12 protein-coding genes are annotated in these 18,077 nt (G+C 71.7%); 5 read left to right on the plus strand and 7 right to left on the minus strand.

The annotated features are described in order from the left end of the window. Nucleotides 1-282: 282 nt before the first annotated feature. Together VLK66_RS25825 and VLK66_RS25830 are read left to right on the plus strand one after the other, a co-directional pair. The gene (locus tag VLK66_RS25825; RefSeq protein ID WP_325312394.1) at nt 283-1,530 is read left to right on the plus strand and encodes an efflux RND transporter periplasmic adaptor subunit; all 1,248 of its coding nucleotides are present in this window, start codon (nt 283-285) and stop codon (nt 1,528-1,530) included. A 45-nt stretch (nt 1,531-1,575) separates the two neighbouring features. Next, nucleotides 1,576-2,325, plus strand: coding sequence for an ABC transporter ATP-binding protein (locus tag VLK66_RS25830; protein ID WP_325312395.1), 750 nt, complete (start codon nt 1,576-1,578; stop codon nt 2,323-2,325). A gap of 539 nt (nt 2,326-2,864) precedes the next feature. On the opposite strand, the gene VLK66_RS25835 is transcribed toward VLK66_RS25830, so the two are convergent. Beyond that, a complete protein-coding gene (locus VLK66_RS25835) occupies nt 2,865-3,242 on the minus strand; it encodes a hypothetical protein (protein WP_325312396.1) in 378 nt (125 codons plus the stop codon). Nucleotides 3,243-3,443: 201 nt separating this feature from the next. Continuing rightward, nucleotides 3,444-3,593, minus strand: a complete 150-nt coding sequence (locus VLK66_RS25840; protein WP_325312397.1) for a hypothetical protein — start codon at nt 3,591-3,593, stop codon at nt 3,444-3,446. A 307-nt stretch (nt 3,594-3,900) separates the two neighbouring features. Here VLK66_RS25840 and VLK66_RS25845 point away from each other — a divergent pair, with 307 nt between their 5' ends. After that, the gene (locus tag VLK66_RS25845) at nt 3,901-4,122 is read left to right on the plus strand and encodes a hypothetical protein (protein WP_325312398.1); all 222 of its coding nucleotides are present in this window, start codon (nt 3,901-3,903) and stop codon (nt 4,120-4,122) included. 24 nt (nt 4,123-4,146) lie between these two features. On the opposite strand, the gene VLK66_RS25850 is transcribed toward VLK66_RS25845, so the two are convergent. Continuing rightward, nucleotides 4,147-5,352 (minus strand): hypothetical protein, encoded by a 1,206-nt coding sequence (locus VLK66_RS25850; RefSeq protein ID WP_325312399.1) that lies wholly within the window; start codon nt 5,350-5,352, stop codon nt 4,147-4,149. A 442-nt stretch (nt 5,353-5,794) separates the two neighbouring features. Here VLK66_RS25850 and VLK66_RS25855 point away from each other — a divergent pair, with 442 nt between their 5' ends. Both VLK66_RS25855 and VLK66_RS25860 read left to right on the plus strand, forming a co-directional pair. Then, the gene (locus tag VLK66_RS25855) at nt 5,795-7,177 is read left to right on the plus strand and encodes a sigma-54 dependent transcriptional regulator (protein ID WP_325312400.1); all 1,383 of its coding nucleotides are present in this window, start codon (nt 5,795-5,797) and stop codon (nt 7,175-7,177) included. Beyond that, the gene (locus VLK66_RS25860) at nt 7,174-8,583 is read left to right on the plus strand and encodes a sensor histidine kinase (RefSeq protein WP_325312401.1); all 1,410 of its coding nucleotides are present in this window, start codon (nt 7,174-7,176) and stop codon (nt 8,581-8,583) included. Before VLK66_RS25855 ends, VLK66_RS25860 begins: the two co-directional genes overlap by 4 nt. A 243-nt stretch (nt 8,584-8,826) precedes the next feature. Here the strand turns inward: VLK66_RS25860 and VLK66_RS25865 are convergent, their stop codons facing one another. From VLK66_RS25865 to VLK66_RS25880, 4 genes are all read right to left on the minus strand, one after another. Further along, on the minus strand, nt 8,827-11,079 hold the full coding sequence (locus VLK66_RS25865; protein WP_325312402.1) for a type I polyketide synthase: 2,253 nt from the start codon (nt 11,077-11,079) through the stop codon (nt 8,827-8,829). Continuing rightward, nucleotides 11,076-13,094, minus strand: coding sequence for a carbamoyltransferase family protein (locus VLK66_RS25870; RefSeq protein ID WP_325312403.1), 2,019 nt, complete (start codon nt 13,092-13,094; stop codon nt 11,076-11,078). Before VLK66_RS25870 ends, VLK66_RS25865 begins: the two co-directional genes overlap by 4 nt. 270 nt (nt 13,095-13,364) lie before the next feature. Then, on the minus strand, nt 13,365-14,615 hold the full coding sequence (locus VLK66_RS25875; protein ID WP_325312404.1) for a PLP-dependent aminotransferase family protein: 1,251 nt from the start codon (nt 14,613-14,615) through the stop codon (nt 13,365-13,367). Nucleotides 14,616-15,061: 446 nt separating this feature from the next. Further along, on the minus strand, nt 15,062-17,557 hold the full coding sequence (locus VLK66_RS25880; protein ID WP_325312405.1) for an ABC transporter permease: 2,496 nt from the start codon (nt 17,555-17,557) through the stop codon (nt 15,062-15,064). Between the last annotated feature and the right edge of the window lie 520 nt (nt 17,558-18,077).

An 18,077-nucleotide genomic window follows, 5' to 3' on the forward strand; every position in this document is an offset into this window, starting at 1 on the left:
TGCACGAAGTCCCCGCGGGACTGCTGTCCGGCATCGGGGCGGAGGAAACGGCACCGGTGCGGCCTCGGGTGTGAGGCTGGCGGGCGGAGGGTGTCCGCTCGTGGGACGGCGGTTCCCACATCCGCATACCGATCCTCCCGGCTCCATCGACGAAGTTGTTGCGCTGCAAAGACTTATCTGAAGATACAAATCGGCACGCGTCTTCCTTTACTCTGCGCGCAGCACCGCCCTCCGAACGAGCTGGCGACCGATCCTCAATCTCAATCTTCCGGAGTTGGAAACGTGGATATTCCCCGCAAGCCGGCGCGCAAGAGCCGCAAGTGGTTCGCCTACAGCGGCGCGGCGATCCTGCTGCTGGTGGTGGTGACCGCGGCGCTGGCGCGCATGGACCCGGCGGCGCCGTCGGTCGACCGCGCGACGCTGTGGACCGACACCGTGCGCAAGGGCGAGATGATGCGGCAGGTGCGCGGCCCCGGCACGCTGGTGGCCGAGAACATCCGCTGGATCAGCGCGGTCACGCAGGGGCGCGTGGAGCGGAAGCTGGTGCAGCCCGGCACCACCGTCGCGGAAGGCGCGGTGCTGGTGGAGCTCAGCAACCCCGACGTGGAGCGGCAGGCGCTCGAGGCGCAGCGCCAGCTCACCGCCGCCGAGGCGGAGCTGACCACGCTGCGGACGAACCTGCAGAACCAGCTGCTGACGCAGCAGGGCGCCGTCGCCCAGATCCAGGCGCAGTTCAACCAGGCGCAGCGACAGGCGCAGTCGGCCGAGGCGCTGGCGCGGCAGAACATGGTCTCGTCGCAGGAGCTGGCCACCGCGCGCGACAACGCCGCCGACCTGCAGACGCGGCTGAACGTGGAGCGCCAGCGGCTGGACTACATGCGCGGCTCCATGCGCCAGCAGATCGCCGGGCAGGAGGGGCAGGTGACGATGCTGCGCCGCCTTGCCGCGTTCAACCAGACGCAGATCGCATCGATGCAGGTGCGCTCGCCGCAGGCCGGCGTGCTGCAGGAGCTTCCCGTCGAGCTGGGGCAGTGGGTGAACTCGGGCGCCACGCTGGCCAAGGTGGTGCAGCCGGGGACGCTTAAGGCCGTCCTCCGCATCCCCGAGACGCAGGCGAAGGACCTGGCGGTGGGCCAGCCCGCGTCGATCGACACGCGCAACGGGGTGGTGCCGGGCCGGGTGACGCGCATCGACCCGGCGGCGCAGAACGGCACCGTCACGGTGGACGTGGCGCTGACGGGCCCGCTGCCGCGCGGCGCCCGCCCCGACATGTCGGTGGACGGCACCGTGGACCTGGAGCGCCTGGGCGACGTGCTGCACGTCGGCCGCCCCGCCTACGGGCAGGCCGAGAGCACGGTGGGGATGTTCCGGCTGCTCCCCGGCGGCCACGAGGCCGAGCGCGTGAGCGTGCAGCTGGGCCGCGGCTCCGCGACCGCGGTGGAGATCGTCCGCGGGCTGAACCCCGGCGACGTCATCATCCTGTCGGACATGTCGCAGTACGACGCCGCCGAGCGCGTGCGGCTGAAGTAAGCAACTGCATCCATCGATATCGATCCCCCAACCCCGCTACATCTGATGAACAAGCGTAACGGCAACGGCAGCGACGCGCTGATCAAGCTCGAGGGCGTGAGCAAGGTGTTCCTGACCGAGGACGTGGAGACGCATGCGCTCGGCGGCGTGCACCTGGAGATCGGGAAGGGCGAGTACGTGGCGATCGCCGGCCCGTCCGGCTGCGGCAAGACCACGCTGCTCTCGATCCTGGGGCTGCTGGACTCGCCCAGCAGCGGGACGTACCTGCTGAACGGCGAGCCCGTCTCCGGGCTGACGCCCGCGGACCGCGCGCGCATCCGCAACCGCGAGATCGGGTTCGTGTTCCAGGCGTTCAACCTGATCGGCGACCTGACGGTGAAGGAGAACGTGGAGCTGCCGCTGACCTACCGCGGCATGCCCGCCGGCGAGCGCACGAAGCGCGTGCAGGAGGCGCTGGAGAAGGTGGGGATGAGCCACCGGATGGGGCACTACCCCAGCCAGCTCTCCGGCGGCCAGCAGCAGCGCGTGGCCGTCGCCCGCGCCATCGCCGGATCGCCCAGCGTGCTGCTGGCGGACGAGCCCACGGGGAACCTGGACTCGGCCAACAGCGAGCAGGTGATGTCGCTGCTGCGTGAGCTGCACGCCGAGGGCGCCACCATCTGCATGGTGACCCACGACCCGCGCTACGCCGAGCACGCGCAGCGCAGCGTGCACCTGTTCGACGGCCAGGTCGTCCGCGACGAGAGCAGCGGCGTGTTCGACGAGCTGGAGCGCCACGGCTTCGTGCACGCGTAGCCGCATCCAGAGCATCACCCGGATCGTAAAAAGACCGGGAGTGCGCCCGCTGGCACCGGAAACCGGGATCCGGGCAGATTTCCGCACCTTGGCCCCGTTCACATCGCAAACGCGTCCGTGAGCGTCAGGTCGCGGCGCACCACGAGGAGTATCGCGAACTCCGACCGCGGCGGGGCGGCTGCGGCGAGAAAATAGAAGCCGCCTGCGCGGAAGTAGGTGAACGGCTCGCCTCCCGGCGCCGCGACGGCGGCGGCGCGAAGCCTCCTGCACGCTTCGCTGTCTCGCCGGTCCGTGAGTAGCCGCAGCTGCGCGGGGCTTACGTTGATCCCGTGCTTTGCCCGTTGCACCGCCAGCGCCGGCGACGATAGGAAACGGACCGCGATCGCACGGGTGCGCGGGTACTCGCGAGGGCAGTCGCGCCTCCCCCGGTCCGCGCTCGCCGGTCCGGCGCCCAGGCACCCCGCCAGCGTGATCCCGGCCGGGACTATCATGAGAAGCGCCCTGCGGGCGCCGCGTCCTTTCGGCATTCTCCCTCTTCCCTACCCGGTGAGGCTGGAGCGTACCCGCCGCACCCACTCCGGCGCGGGCACTCCCGCACTGCCATATAGCCGGTTGATCGTGGCGATCAGGATCGCCACTCCCTCATCCGGCTCCGGCAGCGTGCTCACGTAGCGGCGGAGCTGGTCCGCGATCACCTGCGCGGGGACTCCGCTCAAGCCCTCCTCCCGCTGATACCACTCCCGCAGCCGGACCATCGTCTTGCCATAGGGCTGCGTCCCGTTCAGCACGTTGCTCAGGCCCGTGGGCGACATTCGCACCGACTCCGCGACGGAGCGCAGCGAACGAGCGTCGACCTCGGCCTGGAGCGCGCTCCTGATCCGCTCCAGCTCGCTGGAGCTTCCGCGTGGGAAGGTCACGACCTCAGCGCCTCGTCATCTCGGATGTGCACCTGGCGCCGCGCGCCGGATGCCGTCGCGCAGCTCGCCCGCGCCGACGTCGAGCTCCGCCAGTTCCGCCTCGTCGCAGCGGGGCTTGAGCAGGAGCCGCGATCAACCTCGCGACCTCCCCCGGCTCTTCCTCCATCGCCTGCACCCGTACCCGCGCTTCGTGCGGCGGGCTCACGTCCGGAGCCGCGCGCGCAGCCGGCCCAGCCATCCGGGAACCTCCCGACCGTGGGCCTCGTGGATTTCCGCCAGCCGCTCCGCGAACTCCCGCACGGCGTCATCACGCTGCTCCGGCGGGATATCGTCGAAGATGCCGTACAGCATCGTGGCGAGCGCTTCCGTATCGTCCCGAAAGGAATCTCGACTTGACACGCTGCCGCAGCCTGCCGCCGTTGGAACTGGAGCGGACCACTCCCCCGCCTCGCGCCTCCTGCTGCCTCCGGAAGTGAATCGTAGGGCATCCGTTTTCGTGCAAACAGCCGCACAAATCAGCATCCCGGAACTGACTTACAAATTGGCGCGTGCGAACTGACTACGGTTCTGGCGGCTCGTGTGTGGTGCAGGTTATACTCCCCCTTCGCCGTCCGGCGCTCGAATGCAATTCACCCGCGGACCACGGGGGAGACACACCATGAAGCGAATCGGCCTCGCAATGTGCCTGGCGCTGGGTATCGCATGCGGCGTCGCGGGATGCGAAAAAACAGCGGGCACGCCCACGTTTCCCGATGGGGCGCGCTACGACAACGGCGGTTCGCTGGGGGGAGGCGGACGTTCGGGTGGGATTGCGCCGGGTAGCGATTCCGCCGCGGCCACACCGATCAACGGTGGTTCGCTGGGTGGTGGTGGGCGCTGATCACGAAGACGTGCGTTCGCGATGCTAGGTGGCGCCCCGTCGCCATCCGGTAGAGGCGGCTGTTTCGCTCGGCGGGGGTTGCTTCGGTTCATGCTTGCGTAGCATGCGTGCTGCTTGTCCGCGAGGACGGGAAGCCCATCGGCCCAATCTGTCAACGCACTCTCGCGCCAGGGCGGCATACCCGGAGGGCGCGGCCCGGTCGGCGGGAGGAGATTCCTGTCGTTCCGTGCGCTCAATCAGCACGCGTGCGAGCCTTTGCACTTCATTGTCGCTCCGGCGAAGAGCGAGATCCATCGCTCGTGCAGCGAGGTCCACCGCTCGCGAGGCTTGCCCCAAGGAGTGGGCTCCTTCTGCTGCACCGAGGAGCCCGCGTGAGGCGTTTTCGTCCGACACCGAAGCGAGGCGGACAACCTCGTCGGCTGCGGTTTCGAACCGGTCGGCTCTGCGTGCCCCACCGGCAGCGCGTGCAATGTTGCCGACCACCACCACGCGTTCCTGGACTGCGGAAATCAGCGGCTCGACGTGGTCCAGAAGCTTCAGCGCGGCCGTATAAAAGCCATTCCGGGCCAGCAAGAATGCGTAGTCGTGGACCAGGTGAGGCACGCGCGGGAAGTATACGGGATAGAGAGACAGTGCTCTCAGCGCGTGCCGCTCACCTTCTGCATATGAGCCCAGATCGGACGCGAGGGTAAGCAGGTTGTGATGCGCCACTCCTGCCAAAGCCCTGCGCCCGTAACGCCTGGCTGCCCTTCCGGCGGATCGGTACTTCCGTTCGGCCTCGCTGTATTCAGCCTTTTGGAAATGCAAGAACCCGTGCCAGAGCAGTGCTTGAATGAACAATTCCCACTTCTGGAGAGAGCGAGCCAGCGCCGCACCCCGCAGATACCAGCCTTCCGCCCGGTCGTAGTCCGCCGTCCGTCGCCGCAGCCGACCGGCGATGATCGCCGGTGCGGGATCGCCAGGGGTCAGGTAGGCGGCAGATTCGACGCAGAGCGTGGCTGTTTGCAAATAGGAATTGTCCTCGGCCCACGTGGAAATAGCGACCAGGGAGCAAGCCACGAATTCGCGGCGGTGACCGGCAGCATTCCGAATGCATGCAAACGCCTCGTCCAGAGTAGGCTCCGGCGCCTGGACGGTGTGGTCGCCGTCATCACGGCCGGCCTGCTGATCGATGATCGTTCTTACCCTGCGCCAGAGTTGGAGGGTGAATTCTTCGTCTTCACGATTCATTTCCTGAAATATACCCAGCCCCACCGGCTGAGGGTGCGGCGCAGCAGGGATTCGGCGAGGGCGCAAAGAATCAGTCGGACTTCGGGACATGTCTCGCTGGGAAAGGGCACTGCCATCGCTTTACGACAGATTAGCACACGCGTTCTTCTCCCGCCATCCTGAGCTCCCCGGCAGAGAGCAAGAGAACGCACCGACAAAAAGGCGGGAAGTGGAGATCCGGCCGGATTTACCGCGTGAGGTGGCAGGGGTGACACGGAGGCGACGGAAAGGCGCGCCAGACCGTGTCCGTCGCCTCCGTTTCCTCCGTGTGATATCTGTCTTCTTCATCTTCCTGCTTGAGCCGTTCTTCATCCGGCGAAGATGGAGCGGGTACCCTTATGCGGCGCGGAGCACTAGCTTTCCGACCGATTTTCCCGTCTCCCGAAAGCGAACGCCCGTACCGATGCAGATCATCCCGCCGCCGCGCATCCTGATCGCCGACGACCAGCCGGACGTGCTGGAGGCGCTGCGCCTGCTGCTGAAGGGCGAGGGCTTCCAGATCGAGACCGCCAGCTCGCCCGCGGGGATCCTGGCGCTCGCGCGCGAGCAGGACCTGGACGTGGTGCTGATGGACCTGAACTACACCCGCGACACCACCTCCGGCCGCGAGGGGCTGGAGCTGCTGGGCGGGCTGCAGGCGCTGGACGCGACGCTGCCGGTGGTGGTGATGACCGCGTGGGGAAGCGTGGAAAGCGCGGTGGAGGCCATGCGCCGCGGCGCGCGCGACTACGTGCAGAAGCCGTGGGACAACGCGCAGCTGCTGGCCACGGTGAACCGCCAGGTGGAGCTGGGGCGCGCGCTGCGGCGCAGCCAGCGGCTGGAGCAGGAGAACAGCCGGCTGCGCGCCGACGGCCTGCCGCAGATGATCGCCGGGAGCCGGGGGATGGAGGCGGTGCTGCGGCTGATGGAGCGCGTGGGGCCGTCCGAGGCCACGGTGCTGATCACCGGCGAGCACGGCACGGGCAAGGACGTGGTCGCCCGCTGGCTGCACGCCAGCAGCCCGCGCGCCCAGCGCCCGCTGGTGACGGTGAACGCCGGCGCCATTGCCGAGGGGGTGTTCGAGAGCGAGCTGTTCGGCCACGTGAAGGGGGCGTTCACCGACGCGCGCACCGACCGCGTGGGCGCCTTCGAGCTGGCGGACACGGGGACGCTCTTCCTGGACGAGATCGGGACGATGCCGCACGCGCAGCAGGCCAAGCTCCTGCGCGTGCTGCAGACCGGCGAGTTCCAGCGCGTGGGCTCGAGCAAGACGCGGCGGGTGGACGTGCGCGTCCTTGCCGCCACCAACCTGGACATCCGCCAGGCCGCGGCCGAGGGGCGCTTCCGCGAGGACCTGCTCTTCCGCCTGAACACGGTGGAGATCCACCTTCCCCCGCTGCGCGAGCGGCGCGAGGACATCCCCCCGCTGGCCCGGCACTTCCTGGCGCGGCAGGCGGCGCGCTACCGCAAGGAACTCACGGGCTTCGAGCCGGACGCCATGCAGGCGCTGCTGGGGTACGCCTGGCCCGGCAACATCCGCGAGCTGGAGCACACCATCGAGCGCGCCGTTCTCCTCGCCTCGGGCCTGGCGATCGCCGCGGGCGACCTGGCGCTGCGGGCGCCCGCCGGCGCGTCGGCGGCGATGGAGGAGATGTCGCTGGAGGACGCCGAGCGGCTGCTGATCCGCAAGGCGCTGGCGCGCTACAACGGCAACGTGAGCCAGGCCGCCGACGCGCTGGGGCTGAGCCGGAGCGCGCTGTACCGCAGGCTGGAACGCTTCGGCCTGCAGGCGCAGGAAGACGCGTGAGCCGCCCCTCCGCGCGGCCCTGGGATGGCGCGGCGCGCGCCGCCGGAGCCGCGGCGGCCGAGGGAGCTTCGTCGGCCGCCGGGCGGCGGGAGCCGCGGCACCAGACGCAGGTGCTGCGGGGGGCGCTGCTCACCGGCCTTCCCGGCTTCGCGCTGGCGATGGCGCTGCTGTGGACGGGGACGCTCCCGGCGCCGGTGAAGTGGGCGCTGACGCTGCTGGTGGCGGGGATGTGGATCGGGCTGGCGGCGGCGCTGCGCAAGCGCGTGGTGCACCCGCTGCAGACGCTGGCCAACCAGCTGGGCGCGCTGCGTGGCGGCGACTTCGCGCTGCGGGCGCGCGGCGCGCGGGCCGACGACGCGCTGGGGCTGGTGCTGCTGGAGGCCAACGCGCTGAGCGCCACGCTGCGCGAGCAGCGCATCGGGGCGATGGAGGCCACGGCGCTGCTGCGCAAGGTGATCGAGGAAATCGACGTCGCCGTGTTCGCCTTCGACGAGCAGGTGCGGCTGCGGCTGGTGAACCGCGCTGGCGAGCGGCTGCTGGGGCGCCCGCGCGAGCGGCTGCTGGGCCTGGGCGCCGAGGAGGTGGGGCTGGCGGTGGCGCTGGAGGGGAAGGCGCTTCGCACCGTGGACCACGCCTTTCCCGGCGGGAGCGGGCGCTGGCAGATCCGCCGCGACCCGTTCCGCCAGGGCGGGCGGCGGCACCGGCTGCTGGTGATCTCGGACCTCTCCAGCGCGCTGCGCGAGGAGGAGCGGCAGGCGTGGCAGCGGCTGATCCGGGTGCTGAGCCACGAGATCAACAACTCGCTGGCGCCCATCCAGTCCATCGCCGGCACGCTGCACAAGCTGACCGGGCGCGAGCCGCCGCCGCCCGACCTGCGCGACGACCTGCTCCGCGGGCTGGACGTGATCGGGTGCCGGGCGCGCGCGCTGGGCGACTTCATGGCCGAGTACGCGCGGCTCGCCCGCCTCCCCCCGCCCACGCTGCGGCCGATGGAGGTGGGGGATTGGGTGCGCCACGCGGCCGGGCTGGAGACGCGCGTGGCCGTGCAGGTCGCCGAGGGCGCGCCGGTGGAGATCCGCGCGGACCGCGACCAGCTGGACCAGCTGATGATCAACCTCCTCCGCAACGCCGCCGACGCCGTGCTGGAGACGGGCGGCGGGGTGCGGGTGGGATGGGGGATGCAGGGCGAGACGGTGGAGATCCGGGTGGAGGACGACGGGCCGGGGCTGCCGGAGACGGCCAACCTGTTCGTCCCCTTCTTCACCACCAAGCCGCACGGGACGGGGATCGGCCTCGTGCTCTCGCGGCAGATCGCCGAGAACCTGGGGGGGACGCTGACGCTGCGGAACCGCACGGATGCGCGGGGATGCGTCGCCCGGCTCGTCCTCCCGGCAGGATCCACCTGATGTGGTCGGCGTGAATGGAAAGTCCCGGGCGCGACCGGTCACCGGCGACTGAAGTCGCAGCAACAACTACGGGAAGCCTCGCAAACTGCGCGAGGCTGGTCCGCTCACTCCGCGGCATCGGCGCTCACGACCGATCTCCTGATGCCGGGTCGATGCGGCGAGGATGCACGCAGAAAAACGGAGAAGCGGAGAGGGGTGGCATTCCCTCTCCGCTTCTCCGTTTCTCCGCGTGCAACCCTTCCGTCAGCGGAGCTCGCCCGCGAGCGGTTCCGTCTGGGTCGGGCGGCGGAGGGCGAGGGGGTGGCCGGGGAGGACGACGCGGCGGCGGCGCTCCGCGCTCTCCTGACGGGACCAGTCCACCGCGACGCCGTACGTCCAGAGCTGGCCCAGCGCGCGGAGGACGATGGCGCGGTCGCTCCCCGGCTGGCGGCCGTGGCGCAGCGACGTGGCCACGCGCTGCGCCCCCTGCTGCCGCGCCCACGAGCCCAGCACCGCGCCCGGCCCCACTTCCAGCAGCACCGGCTCGCCGCCCAGCCCGCGCAGCGTGTCCACGCAATCGGCGAAGCGCACGGGCGCCATCAGGTGCCGCACCCAGTAGTCGGTCGACTGCGCTTCTTCCGCCGTCAGCCATCCGCCCGTCGCGTTCGCGGCCAGCGGGATCTCGGGCGCGCGGCGCTGGATGGAGGCGAGCACCTGGACGAAGGCGTCGCGCGCGGGCTCCAGCAGCCCCGAATGGAAGGGGTGGCGCACGGCGAGCGGCATCACCAGCGCGTCCTCGCGCTCGGCGGCTTCGGTGAAGCGGGCGATGGCGTCCGCGCTCCCCGACACCACGCACGAGCGGGGGGAGTTCACCGCCGCCAGCCAGAGCGGGCCGCCCTCCGCCACCACAGCGTCCACCAGCGCCCGCGTCTCGTCCCCGGGGAGCGAGACGGCGGCCATGCTCCCGGCGACGGGCTCCAGGAGCGCGGCGCGCCGCATCACCAGCGACAGCGCGTCTTCCAGCGTGAACACGCCGGCCACGCACGCGGCCACGTACTCGCCCAGCGAGTGCCCGGCCACCGCGCGCGGCTCGATCCCCCGCGCGCGCCAGAGCTCGGCGAGGGCGTAGCCGACCGAGAACATGGCCGGGTGCCCCCAGCGCGCGCCCTGCAGCGGATCGCCCTCCGTGGGCCCGCCGCCGCCGCGGACCAGGGCGCGGAGGTCCCATCCCCCGCCCTGCCCGGCCGCGCTCGCCGTCGCCGGGTAGAGCACGGGCGCCATCTCCATCCCCCACTGCTCGCGCAGGACGGCGAAGCAGCGGTCCATCGCGGCGCGGAAGGCGGGCTCGGTGTCGTACAGCTCGCGCCCCATCCCCGCGTACTGCGTCCCCAGCCCCGAGAAGAGGAAGGCGACGCCCGGATCGTCGCCGCCCGCCGTGTGCGTCGCCACGCGCGAGGCGTCGCCGCTCCTGAGGAGCGAGGCGGCCTCGGCGGCGGACGAGGCGACCAGCGCGCGGCGGTGCGCGAAGGCGGTGCGGCCGCGCGCCAGGGTGAAGGTGACGTCGGCCAGCGGCGCGCCCACGCCATCCTCCAGCTGCCCCGCCATCTCCGCCGTGAGCCATTCCAGCGCTTCCGGCGTCCGCGCGGAGAGGACCAGCAGCTCCGGCCGCTCGTCCTCCGCCTCGCCCATCTCCCGCGCGGGGGCCTTCTCCATCTCCACCCGCACCACGCCGTCCGAGCAGGACGCGGCGGAGGGCGATCCGTCTCCCTCCCCGACGGAAATCACGGCACGCACGAGCTCCGCCAGCGCCGCCGCCTCGCCCGCCGTCACGGCTGGCGCGGAGGAGTCACCGTCGACGATGGACGAGGTGATGACGGCGTGCACGCGGTCGCCGTCCGCCAGGGCGTCGGAGAGGCGCTTCAGCAGGAGGACGGCGGCGCCGGCGCCCTTCTTCTCCGAGCCGCCGCATCCGCCCGAGGCGAGCGCGGGGCACGTTCCGCAGCAGCCTGAAGGAGGGAGCGCGACGCCGCCGGCCAGCGCGGCATCGCAATCCCCCACCCGCAGCGCGCCGCAGGCCTGGTGGACGGCGGAGAGCCCACGGGAGCCCGTGGAGCGGACGGTGACGGAGGGGCCGCGCAGCTTCAGGCGCGACGACACCAGCGTGGCCAGCAGGTCGCCGTCGCCCAGGACGCGGAGCGGGCCGCCGTACGCCGCGGGCGCGCCGCCTTCCGCGCCGCCGAAGACGCCCACGCGGCCGGGGAACGACGCCGCGTCGCAGCCGCCGTGCTCCAGCGCGGCCCACGCCTGCTCCAGGAAGAGCCGGTGCCCGGCGGGAAGGTGATCGGCCTGCCCCGGCGCGAAGCCGAAGAACTCGGCGTCGAACGCCCCGCCGTCCGTCTCCCCCGCCCCGCCGCCGCGGAGCGACGCGGCGAGCTCGGGCGCGCCGGGAAGCCGGAACGCCACGCCCACCACCGCGATCCGCTCCGCCCCGCCGGGGCCGCCGCCCGTGCCGCTCATCGCGCGGCGCCGCTGGGCCTGAGCGTCACCACGCGGCGCGACCACAGGTCCTCCATCTCCTTCAGCAGCCGGCCCACCCGCTCGTCGCCGCTGATGCCGCGCTCGGGCATCAGCTCGCCCAGCGTGCGGCGGCCGTCCGCGTCCCACAGCACGCCGAAGGCGTCGGCGGAGATGGGCGTGGCCTTCTCGCCGAAGTAGCGGTTCACGGTGCTCTCGATGAGGTACTCGCGCGCGCCGTCCACCCCGCTCTGCATCACCAGCTTGCGGGTGGAGGGGAGCGCCGGGGAGAGGCCCTGGTAGCCGGCCAGGCGCGCGTCGTCGCCCCGCTTGCGCACCACCCAGTCGCCCACGACCAGGAAGTCCAGCCCGGTGGTGAGGAAGCAGGTGACCGCCTCGTCCAGCGAGTCGACGATGGGCTCGGCGTGGTTGTTGAACGAGGTGTTCAGCAGCATGGGCACGCCGGTGTGCTCCTCGAAGGCGCCCAGCAGCCCCCAGTAGCGGGGGTTGGTGTCCTGCGCCACCGTCTGCACGCGGGCGGTGCCGTCCACGTGGGTGATGGCGCCCAGCAGCGTCCGCGCATCCTCGCGCACCTTCAGCGCGAAAGTCATGAACGGGAACTCGTCGCTCGTCTTGGGCAGCTCGAAGTAGTCGCCCGCGCGCTCCTGCCGCACCGAGGGCGCGAAGGGGCGGTACCCCTCGCGCTTCTTCACCATCGCGTTGATGCGGTCCTTGTTCTCGGCGGGGCGCGGATCGGCCAGGATGCTGCGGTTGCCCAGCGCGCGCGGGCCGAACTCCGAGCGCCCCTGCACCCAGCCGGCCACCTGGCCCTGGGCCAGCAGCGCGGCCGTCTCGCGCTCCACGTCGGCGCTGCGCTGGAAGGTCACCAGCCCTTCCCAGCCGCGCAGTCCCTGCTCCACGCCGCCGTCGTCGGGGATCCCCGTTCCCAGGTAGACGTGCTTCATGGCCTGGGGGTTCATCTCCACCCCCTCGTCGTGCAGCACGGCCAGCGCGGCGCCCAGCGCGTTCCCCGCGTCGTGCGCGGCGGGCTGCACCCACACCTCGTCGAACAGCCCGCTGTAGGCGATGCGGCCGTTCATGGAGCAGTTGTGCGCCACGCCGCCGGCCATGCAGAGCGAGCGCGCGCCCGTCTCGGCCTGGAAGTGGGTGAGCACGTGCATCACGATCTTCTCCAGCGCCTGCTGCAGCCCGGCCGCGAAGTCGCGGTGCGACTGGTTGAAGGGCTCGCCCTTGCGGCGCGCCTGGTGCGCCAGCCCGGCCGCCTGGGTGATGCGCAGCAGGGTGGCCAGCGAGGCCACCTCGTAGGCGCCGTCGGGAAGGAGGCGGTACGACTGCGCGAACATGTCGGCGTAGCGCGACGCGTCGCCGTACGGCGCCAGCCCCATCACCTTGTACTCGTCGAAGCGGGTGTAGCCCACCAGCCCGATGTACTCGCGGTAGAAGAAGCCCAGCGACTGCCGCTGGGGGATCTCGCGGAGGATGGTGAGGTCGTTCCCCTCGAAGGTGCCGATGGCGCCGGAGAGGAAGTCGCCCGAGCCGTCGATGGACACCGCCAGCCCGCGCTGGAAGCCGGAGGGGAGGAAGGCGCTGTACAGGTGCGCGCGGTGGTGGTCGATGAAGCGCAGCCGGTCGGCCACCTCCTGCCCGAACTCGCGCTGGAAGAGGCCCGACACCTGGCGGCGGCCGCTGCCCAGCGGGTGCGCGGCGTTCTCGAGCGCGCGGGCCAGGTAGTACTGGTTCACGTTGGCCTCGGAGAAGTCGACGGCGATGAGGTCGACGTCGTCGAGGGTCTTCCCGGCCTCTTCCAGGCAGCGGCGGATGGCGCGCGCGGGGAAGGCGTTGGAGTGCTTCACCCGGTTCAGGCGCTCTTCCTCGATGGCGGCCAGCACCTTTCCGTCTTCCACCAGCACCGCCGCCGCGTCGTGGTAGGCCCACCCCGGATCCATGGTTTCGAAGTCGCGGATGGGTGAGAAGCTGTGGGTACCCAGAACGAGCATGGCAGAGACTCCCTTGGTGCCGTGTGGTTTGTGCCCCCGCCGCGGTGGGCGGGGCCTTGCTGGTTGATCGCCCGCCCGGCCTCGTGCCGGGCGGATTTCCGGATCTGCATCTACAGCGAACTCATCGAGAGATGAGGCTCGGCGACGGGTGGCGATGCCCTGCCCGCCTGGTCGGCCCTCTCCCCCCGGCCCCCTCCCCAAAACTGCCTGGGGGAGGGGGAGAACTCAGCGTGGGGGCGGTGGTGGATCGATTCCGCTCCCTTCTTCCCGTCAGACGAGCGGGACGGCGCCGATGCGGATGGTGCCGCCCAGGAGGCGGCCCAGGCGCGCGATCCCTTCCTCGATGCGCTCTACCGGCATGCTGGCGAAGCACAGGCGCATGCAGCGGGCGGCCTGGCCCGGGTCGTGGGCGCAGAAGGCCGCGCCCGGCACGAAGGCCACCTGCTCCTCGTCCACCGCGCGGCGGAGGAGCTCCACCGCGTCCTTCCCCGGCGGGAGGGTGACCCACACGAACATCCCGGCCTGCGGCACCGTCCAGCTCACGCTCTTCGGGAAGCAATGCTCCATGGCGGCCAGCATGGCGTCGCGGCGGGCGCGGTACTCGGCGCGGACGCGGGCCAGGTGCTCGGGGAGCGCGCCCGCGTCCAGGAAGGCCGAGAGGGTGCGCTGCGCCGTGGTGGTCACGTCCAGGTCGCTGCCGTGCTTCAGGATGGAGAGGATGGACACCAGCGCCTGGGGCGCCACGATCCACCCCACGCGCACGCCGGGGGCGAAGATCTTGGAGAACGAGCCCACGTACAGCACCCACTCCGGGTCGATGGCCCGCAGCGCCGGCAGCGCCGCGTCGTCGTAGCGCAGGAAGCCGTACGCGTCGTCCTCCACCAGCGGCACCTCCCAGCGCCGGGCCAGCTCCGCCAGGCGGACGCGGCGCTCCAGGCTCATCGACACGCCCAGCGGGTTGTGCCCGTCGGGGATCACGTAGACGAAGGCCGGCCGCGCGCCCGCCTCCAGCATCGCCTCCAGCGCGTCGACGTCGATCCCCTCGGCGTCGGAGGGGACGGTGAGGATCTGGGGGCTCTGCGGGCGCACGGCGGCGTGGATCCCGTCGTACACGGCGGCCTCGACCGCCACCTGGCCGCCCTGCTCCAGCAGCAGGCGGGCGAGCAGGCTCATCCCCTGCTGCGCGCCGGTGGTGAGGAAGACCTGCTCCTCGGTGCAGTCCACGCCGCGCTCGGCCATCATCTCCACGATCTGCCGCTTCAGCGCCGCGTGCGGAACGCCGTACTGCAGCGGGAGGGCGCCGCCGTCCAGCACGCGGCGGGTGGCCTGCACGTACGCCTCGCCGGGAAGGAGCTCGGCGGCGGGCATGCCCAGCGCGAAGGAGAGCAGCCCCGGGCGCGTGAGCATGGGCAGGATCTCGCGCAGCGCCGACGGCGCGATGGTGCGCGCCCAGCCCGCCAGCGAGCCCTCGATGCCGGGGCCGGGCGCGGCACCGGGGTTCGGTGCCAGGGTGTCCGTCATGGTCCTGCGTCTCCTTCCGGCGCGCGGCGCCGTCGGGGTCATGGTGGGATGAAGATGGAGATGCCCGCGCCGGCTCCCGCGTGTCTGGAGCCGGTCCGTCTGACGATGTTCCCGATGAGGGAGCGAAGCTGTCGAAAAATCCCGGAGCGGCCGTTCCCGCGATGGTCCGCGAGGGGGATCGATCGCGCAATCCGGCAGCGCACTTGCGACCTCGCCTATAGATCCTTCGGCCTGCAACCCCTTGTGCTGGGCAAAGACGGTGTGGCCGGCCTCAGGATGACGTCCCTCCGTGCGTTTGTGATGCGCAGGTGATTGCCAGAGCCGTGGGGAGACCCTGCTCCGCCGCGGCTGATCGCTTTCCCGTGCCCTTGAAAAGGTGCGGGAGAGGACATCTGCCGGGGCGTTGCCGCTCCCCTCCCGATGAAGGGAGAGGAGAGGCGGGTCGATTACGCCGCGCGGAGGGCCTCGGTGGGCTCGATGCGGAGGCCGCGGCGCGCGGGGATGACCGCGGCCAGGAGGCCCACCAGCAGCATCAGCACGCCCACCACGGGAAGGAGCACCGCGGCGTGGCCCTGCATCAGCGTGCCGCCGGAGCCCAGGTCCAGCAGCGCGGCCACGACCGCGCCCACCACCACCCCCGCGGCCAGCTGCACCACCGCGCGGCTGAAGATGGCGCCCACGATCTGCCGCGGGTGCGCCCCCAGCGCCGAGCGGATGCCGATCTCGCGGCGGCGCTGGGCCACGGTGAACGACATCAGCGCGTAGATCCCCGCGGCGGAAAGGAGGAGCACGCTCAGGGTGACCAGCGCCAGCGCCCACGCCGTCAGCCGCGTGGCCACCTGGCTCTTGCGGTACACTTCGTCCAGCGGAAGCACGTCGTGCAGCCGCAGCGCCGGGTCCAGCGCCGTGGCCACCTCGCGCAGCCGTCCGGCGAAGGCGGCCGGCGAGCCGCGCCCCACCTTCACCCCGATGCTCACCGGGTACACCTGGCCGGGGACCAGCGGGTGGTACATCCGCGCCTCCACGTCGCCCGGCTCCATGGCGGTGGCGGGAAGGTCGCGCACCACGCCCACGATCTCGTACCAGCGCCCGTCCTCCACGTCGGGCGGCGGCGGCTCGTCGCGCGTGCTCACGTAGCGCACCCGGCGGCCCACGGCGTTGCCGCCGCCCAGGAACTGCTTCACGAAGGCGCGGTTCACCACCACCGCGGTGGAGGCGGCGTTGAAGTCGCCCTCGTAGAAGCCGCGCCCCGAGAGCACCGGGGCGTCGAAGGCGCCGAAGAACTCGGCGTCCACGCGCGAGCGGCGGGCCTGGTGCCCGGTGGCCGTCTCCGCGCCGGCACCCTTCGCGCCGTCGACCTCCACCAGCGACTTCGGCTCGCTCCCCGGGAGCGCCAGCGCCACCGTCACGGCGGTTACGCCCGGATCGGCCTTCAGCCGCCGCACCAGCTCGGCCTGGTAGCCGGCGAAGCGCGCGGAGTAGTCGGCCTGGTACTGCCTGGCCTCGGCGCTGGGCGGCAGCTCGCCGTCCATCGCCACCGTGGCGCTCAGGAACTGGTCGGCGGCGAAGCCGGCCTGGAAGGTGGCGTGGCGCACCGAGTCCCACACGGTGAACACCGCGGCGGGAAGGACGGCCACGGCGAAGGCCACCTGCAGGATGATGAGCGCCGTCCACGTCTTTCCCAGCCGCAGCCCGGTGCCGCCGCCCAGCTGGCGGAGGCTGGACTGCAGCTGCTGCCCGGTGGCCTGCACCGCCGGGAGCACGCCCGCGATCACCGCGGCCAGCACCGTCAGCCCCGCGACGTAGATCACGGTCGTCGACGACAGGTGCAGCTTCATCCAGAAGGGCGCGCCGCCGGCCATCTCCTGCAGCATCAGCTCGTGCGCCTGCTTCAGCCCCACGGCGGCCAGCACCAGCCCCACCGCGGCGGCCGCGGCCGAGAGCACCAGCGCCTCCACGAAGAGCTGCGCCACGATGCGGCGGCGGCTGGCGCCCAGCGCGCTGCGCACGGTGATCTCGCCCTGGCGGGTGACGGTGCGGGCGTAGACCAGGATGGCCACGTTGGCGCAGACCACCACCAGGAGAAGGCTGACCATGAACTGCATCATGTGCATCTCCGCCGGGTCGCCGTCGTCGTCCAGCCCCAGCAGGGGGTAGGTGTAGGGAACGATGCGGGGCTGCAGGCGCTCGTGCGTTCCCGGCGCGGTCACGGCGGTGCGCGCGCCGATGGCGGTGAGCTCGGCCTGCGCGCGCTCGGGGGTGACCCCCTGCGCCATCCGCCCGAAGACGAAGACCGGCGGCGACTTCCCCTCGGCGTAGTCGGCGGGGTCCTCGCGCATGGCGGCCCAGAGATGGTGGTTCATGGGGAAGGCGAAGCCCTTCGGCATCACCCCCACCACCGTGTAGCGCTGGTCGCCCAGCTGCAGGGTGCGCCCCAGCACGTGCGGGTCGCCGGCGAAGCGCGTCTGCCACACGTCCCAGGCGATGACCAGCACCGGCGGCGCGCCCTTGCGCTCGTCGTCGGCCGTCAGCGGGCGCCCAAGCAGCGGCGGGACGCGGGCCACGCGGAAGCCGGCGGCGTTCATCTCGGCCACCTGCACCGGCTCGGCCTGCCCGTCGGCGGCCACCAGGTTGCGCCAGTGCGGCTGGAAGGCGCCCAGCGGCTCGAACGAGCGCACCTCGTCCTTCCACGCGGCGAAGTCGTGCAGCGAGGGGTGCGTGCGGTGGCCGCGGGCCGCGTCCCAGCTCTGGATGGCCACGATGCGCTCGCCCTGGTCCAGCGGGATCGTGGGGTCCAGGTACGCCTGGATGACGTCGAAGAGCGCCGCGCCGATGGCGATGGCCACGGCCATCCCCAGCCCGCCCACCAGGGTCAGGGCGGGATACTTCACCAGCATGCGGGCACCCAGCTTGAAGTCCAGCCAGGAGATGCCTGTCCTCATGACGCCTTCTCCAACCAGTGTGGGTTCGGGGTGCGCTCGCCGGAGCGCCCCGGGTTCGGCTGCCGCACGTCCGCCGCGGATCGTCCCGTCCCCGCAGCGGGGACGGTCACCAGGTCGCGGGAACGGGAATCGAGACGGGGTCCGCGGATCGCCGCGCAGCGCTCGCGCGGCGGGTGTGGCGGGGATCGGGGTGGAGCGTGCTCGGCCGGGGGATTCCGCCGGGGTGAAAGGCATCCCCCGTGCCGCATCCCGCGGGAGATGCATCCCGTTGCGGCGCAACGACCTGCGTCCCGTATCCCCATCTCCCCCATCCCCCGCTCTGTCCGGCCGTGGGAAAGCGCGTTCCACGGCCGGACAACCGTCGTCAGAAAGTTCCGGGCGCGGCCGGGCACCGGCGACTAAAGTCGCAGCAACAACTACGGGAAGCCTCGCAAACTGCGCGAGGCTGATCCGCGCACTCCGCGGCATCGGCGCTCACGTCTGATCTCCTTTCCTCCTCCCCGGACGCGCGCAGCGCGGG

The sequence above is a fragment of the Longimicrobium sp. genome (assembly GCF_035474595.1).
Lineage (GTDB): Bacteria > Gemmatimonadota > Gemmatimonadetes > Longimicrobiales > Longimicrobiaceae > Longimicrobium.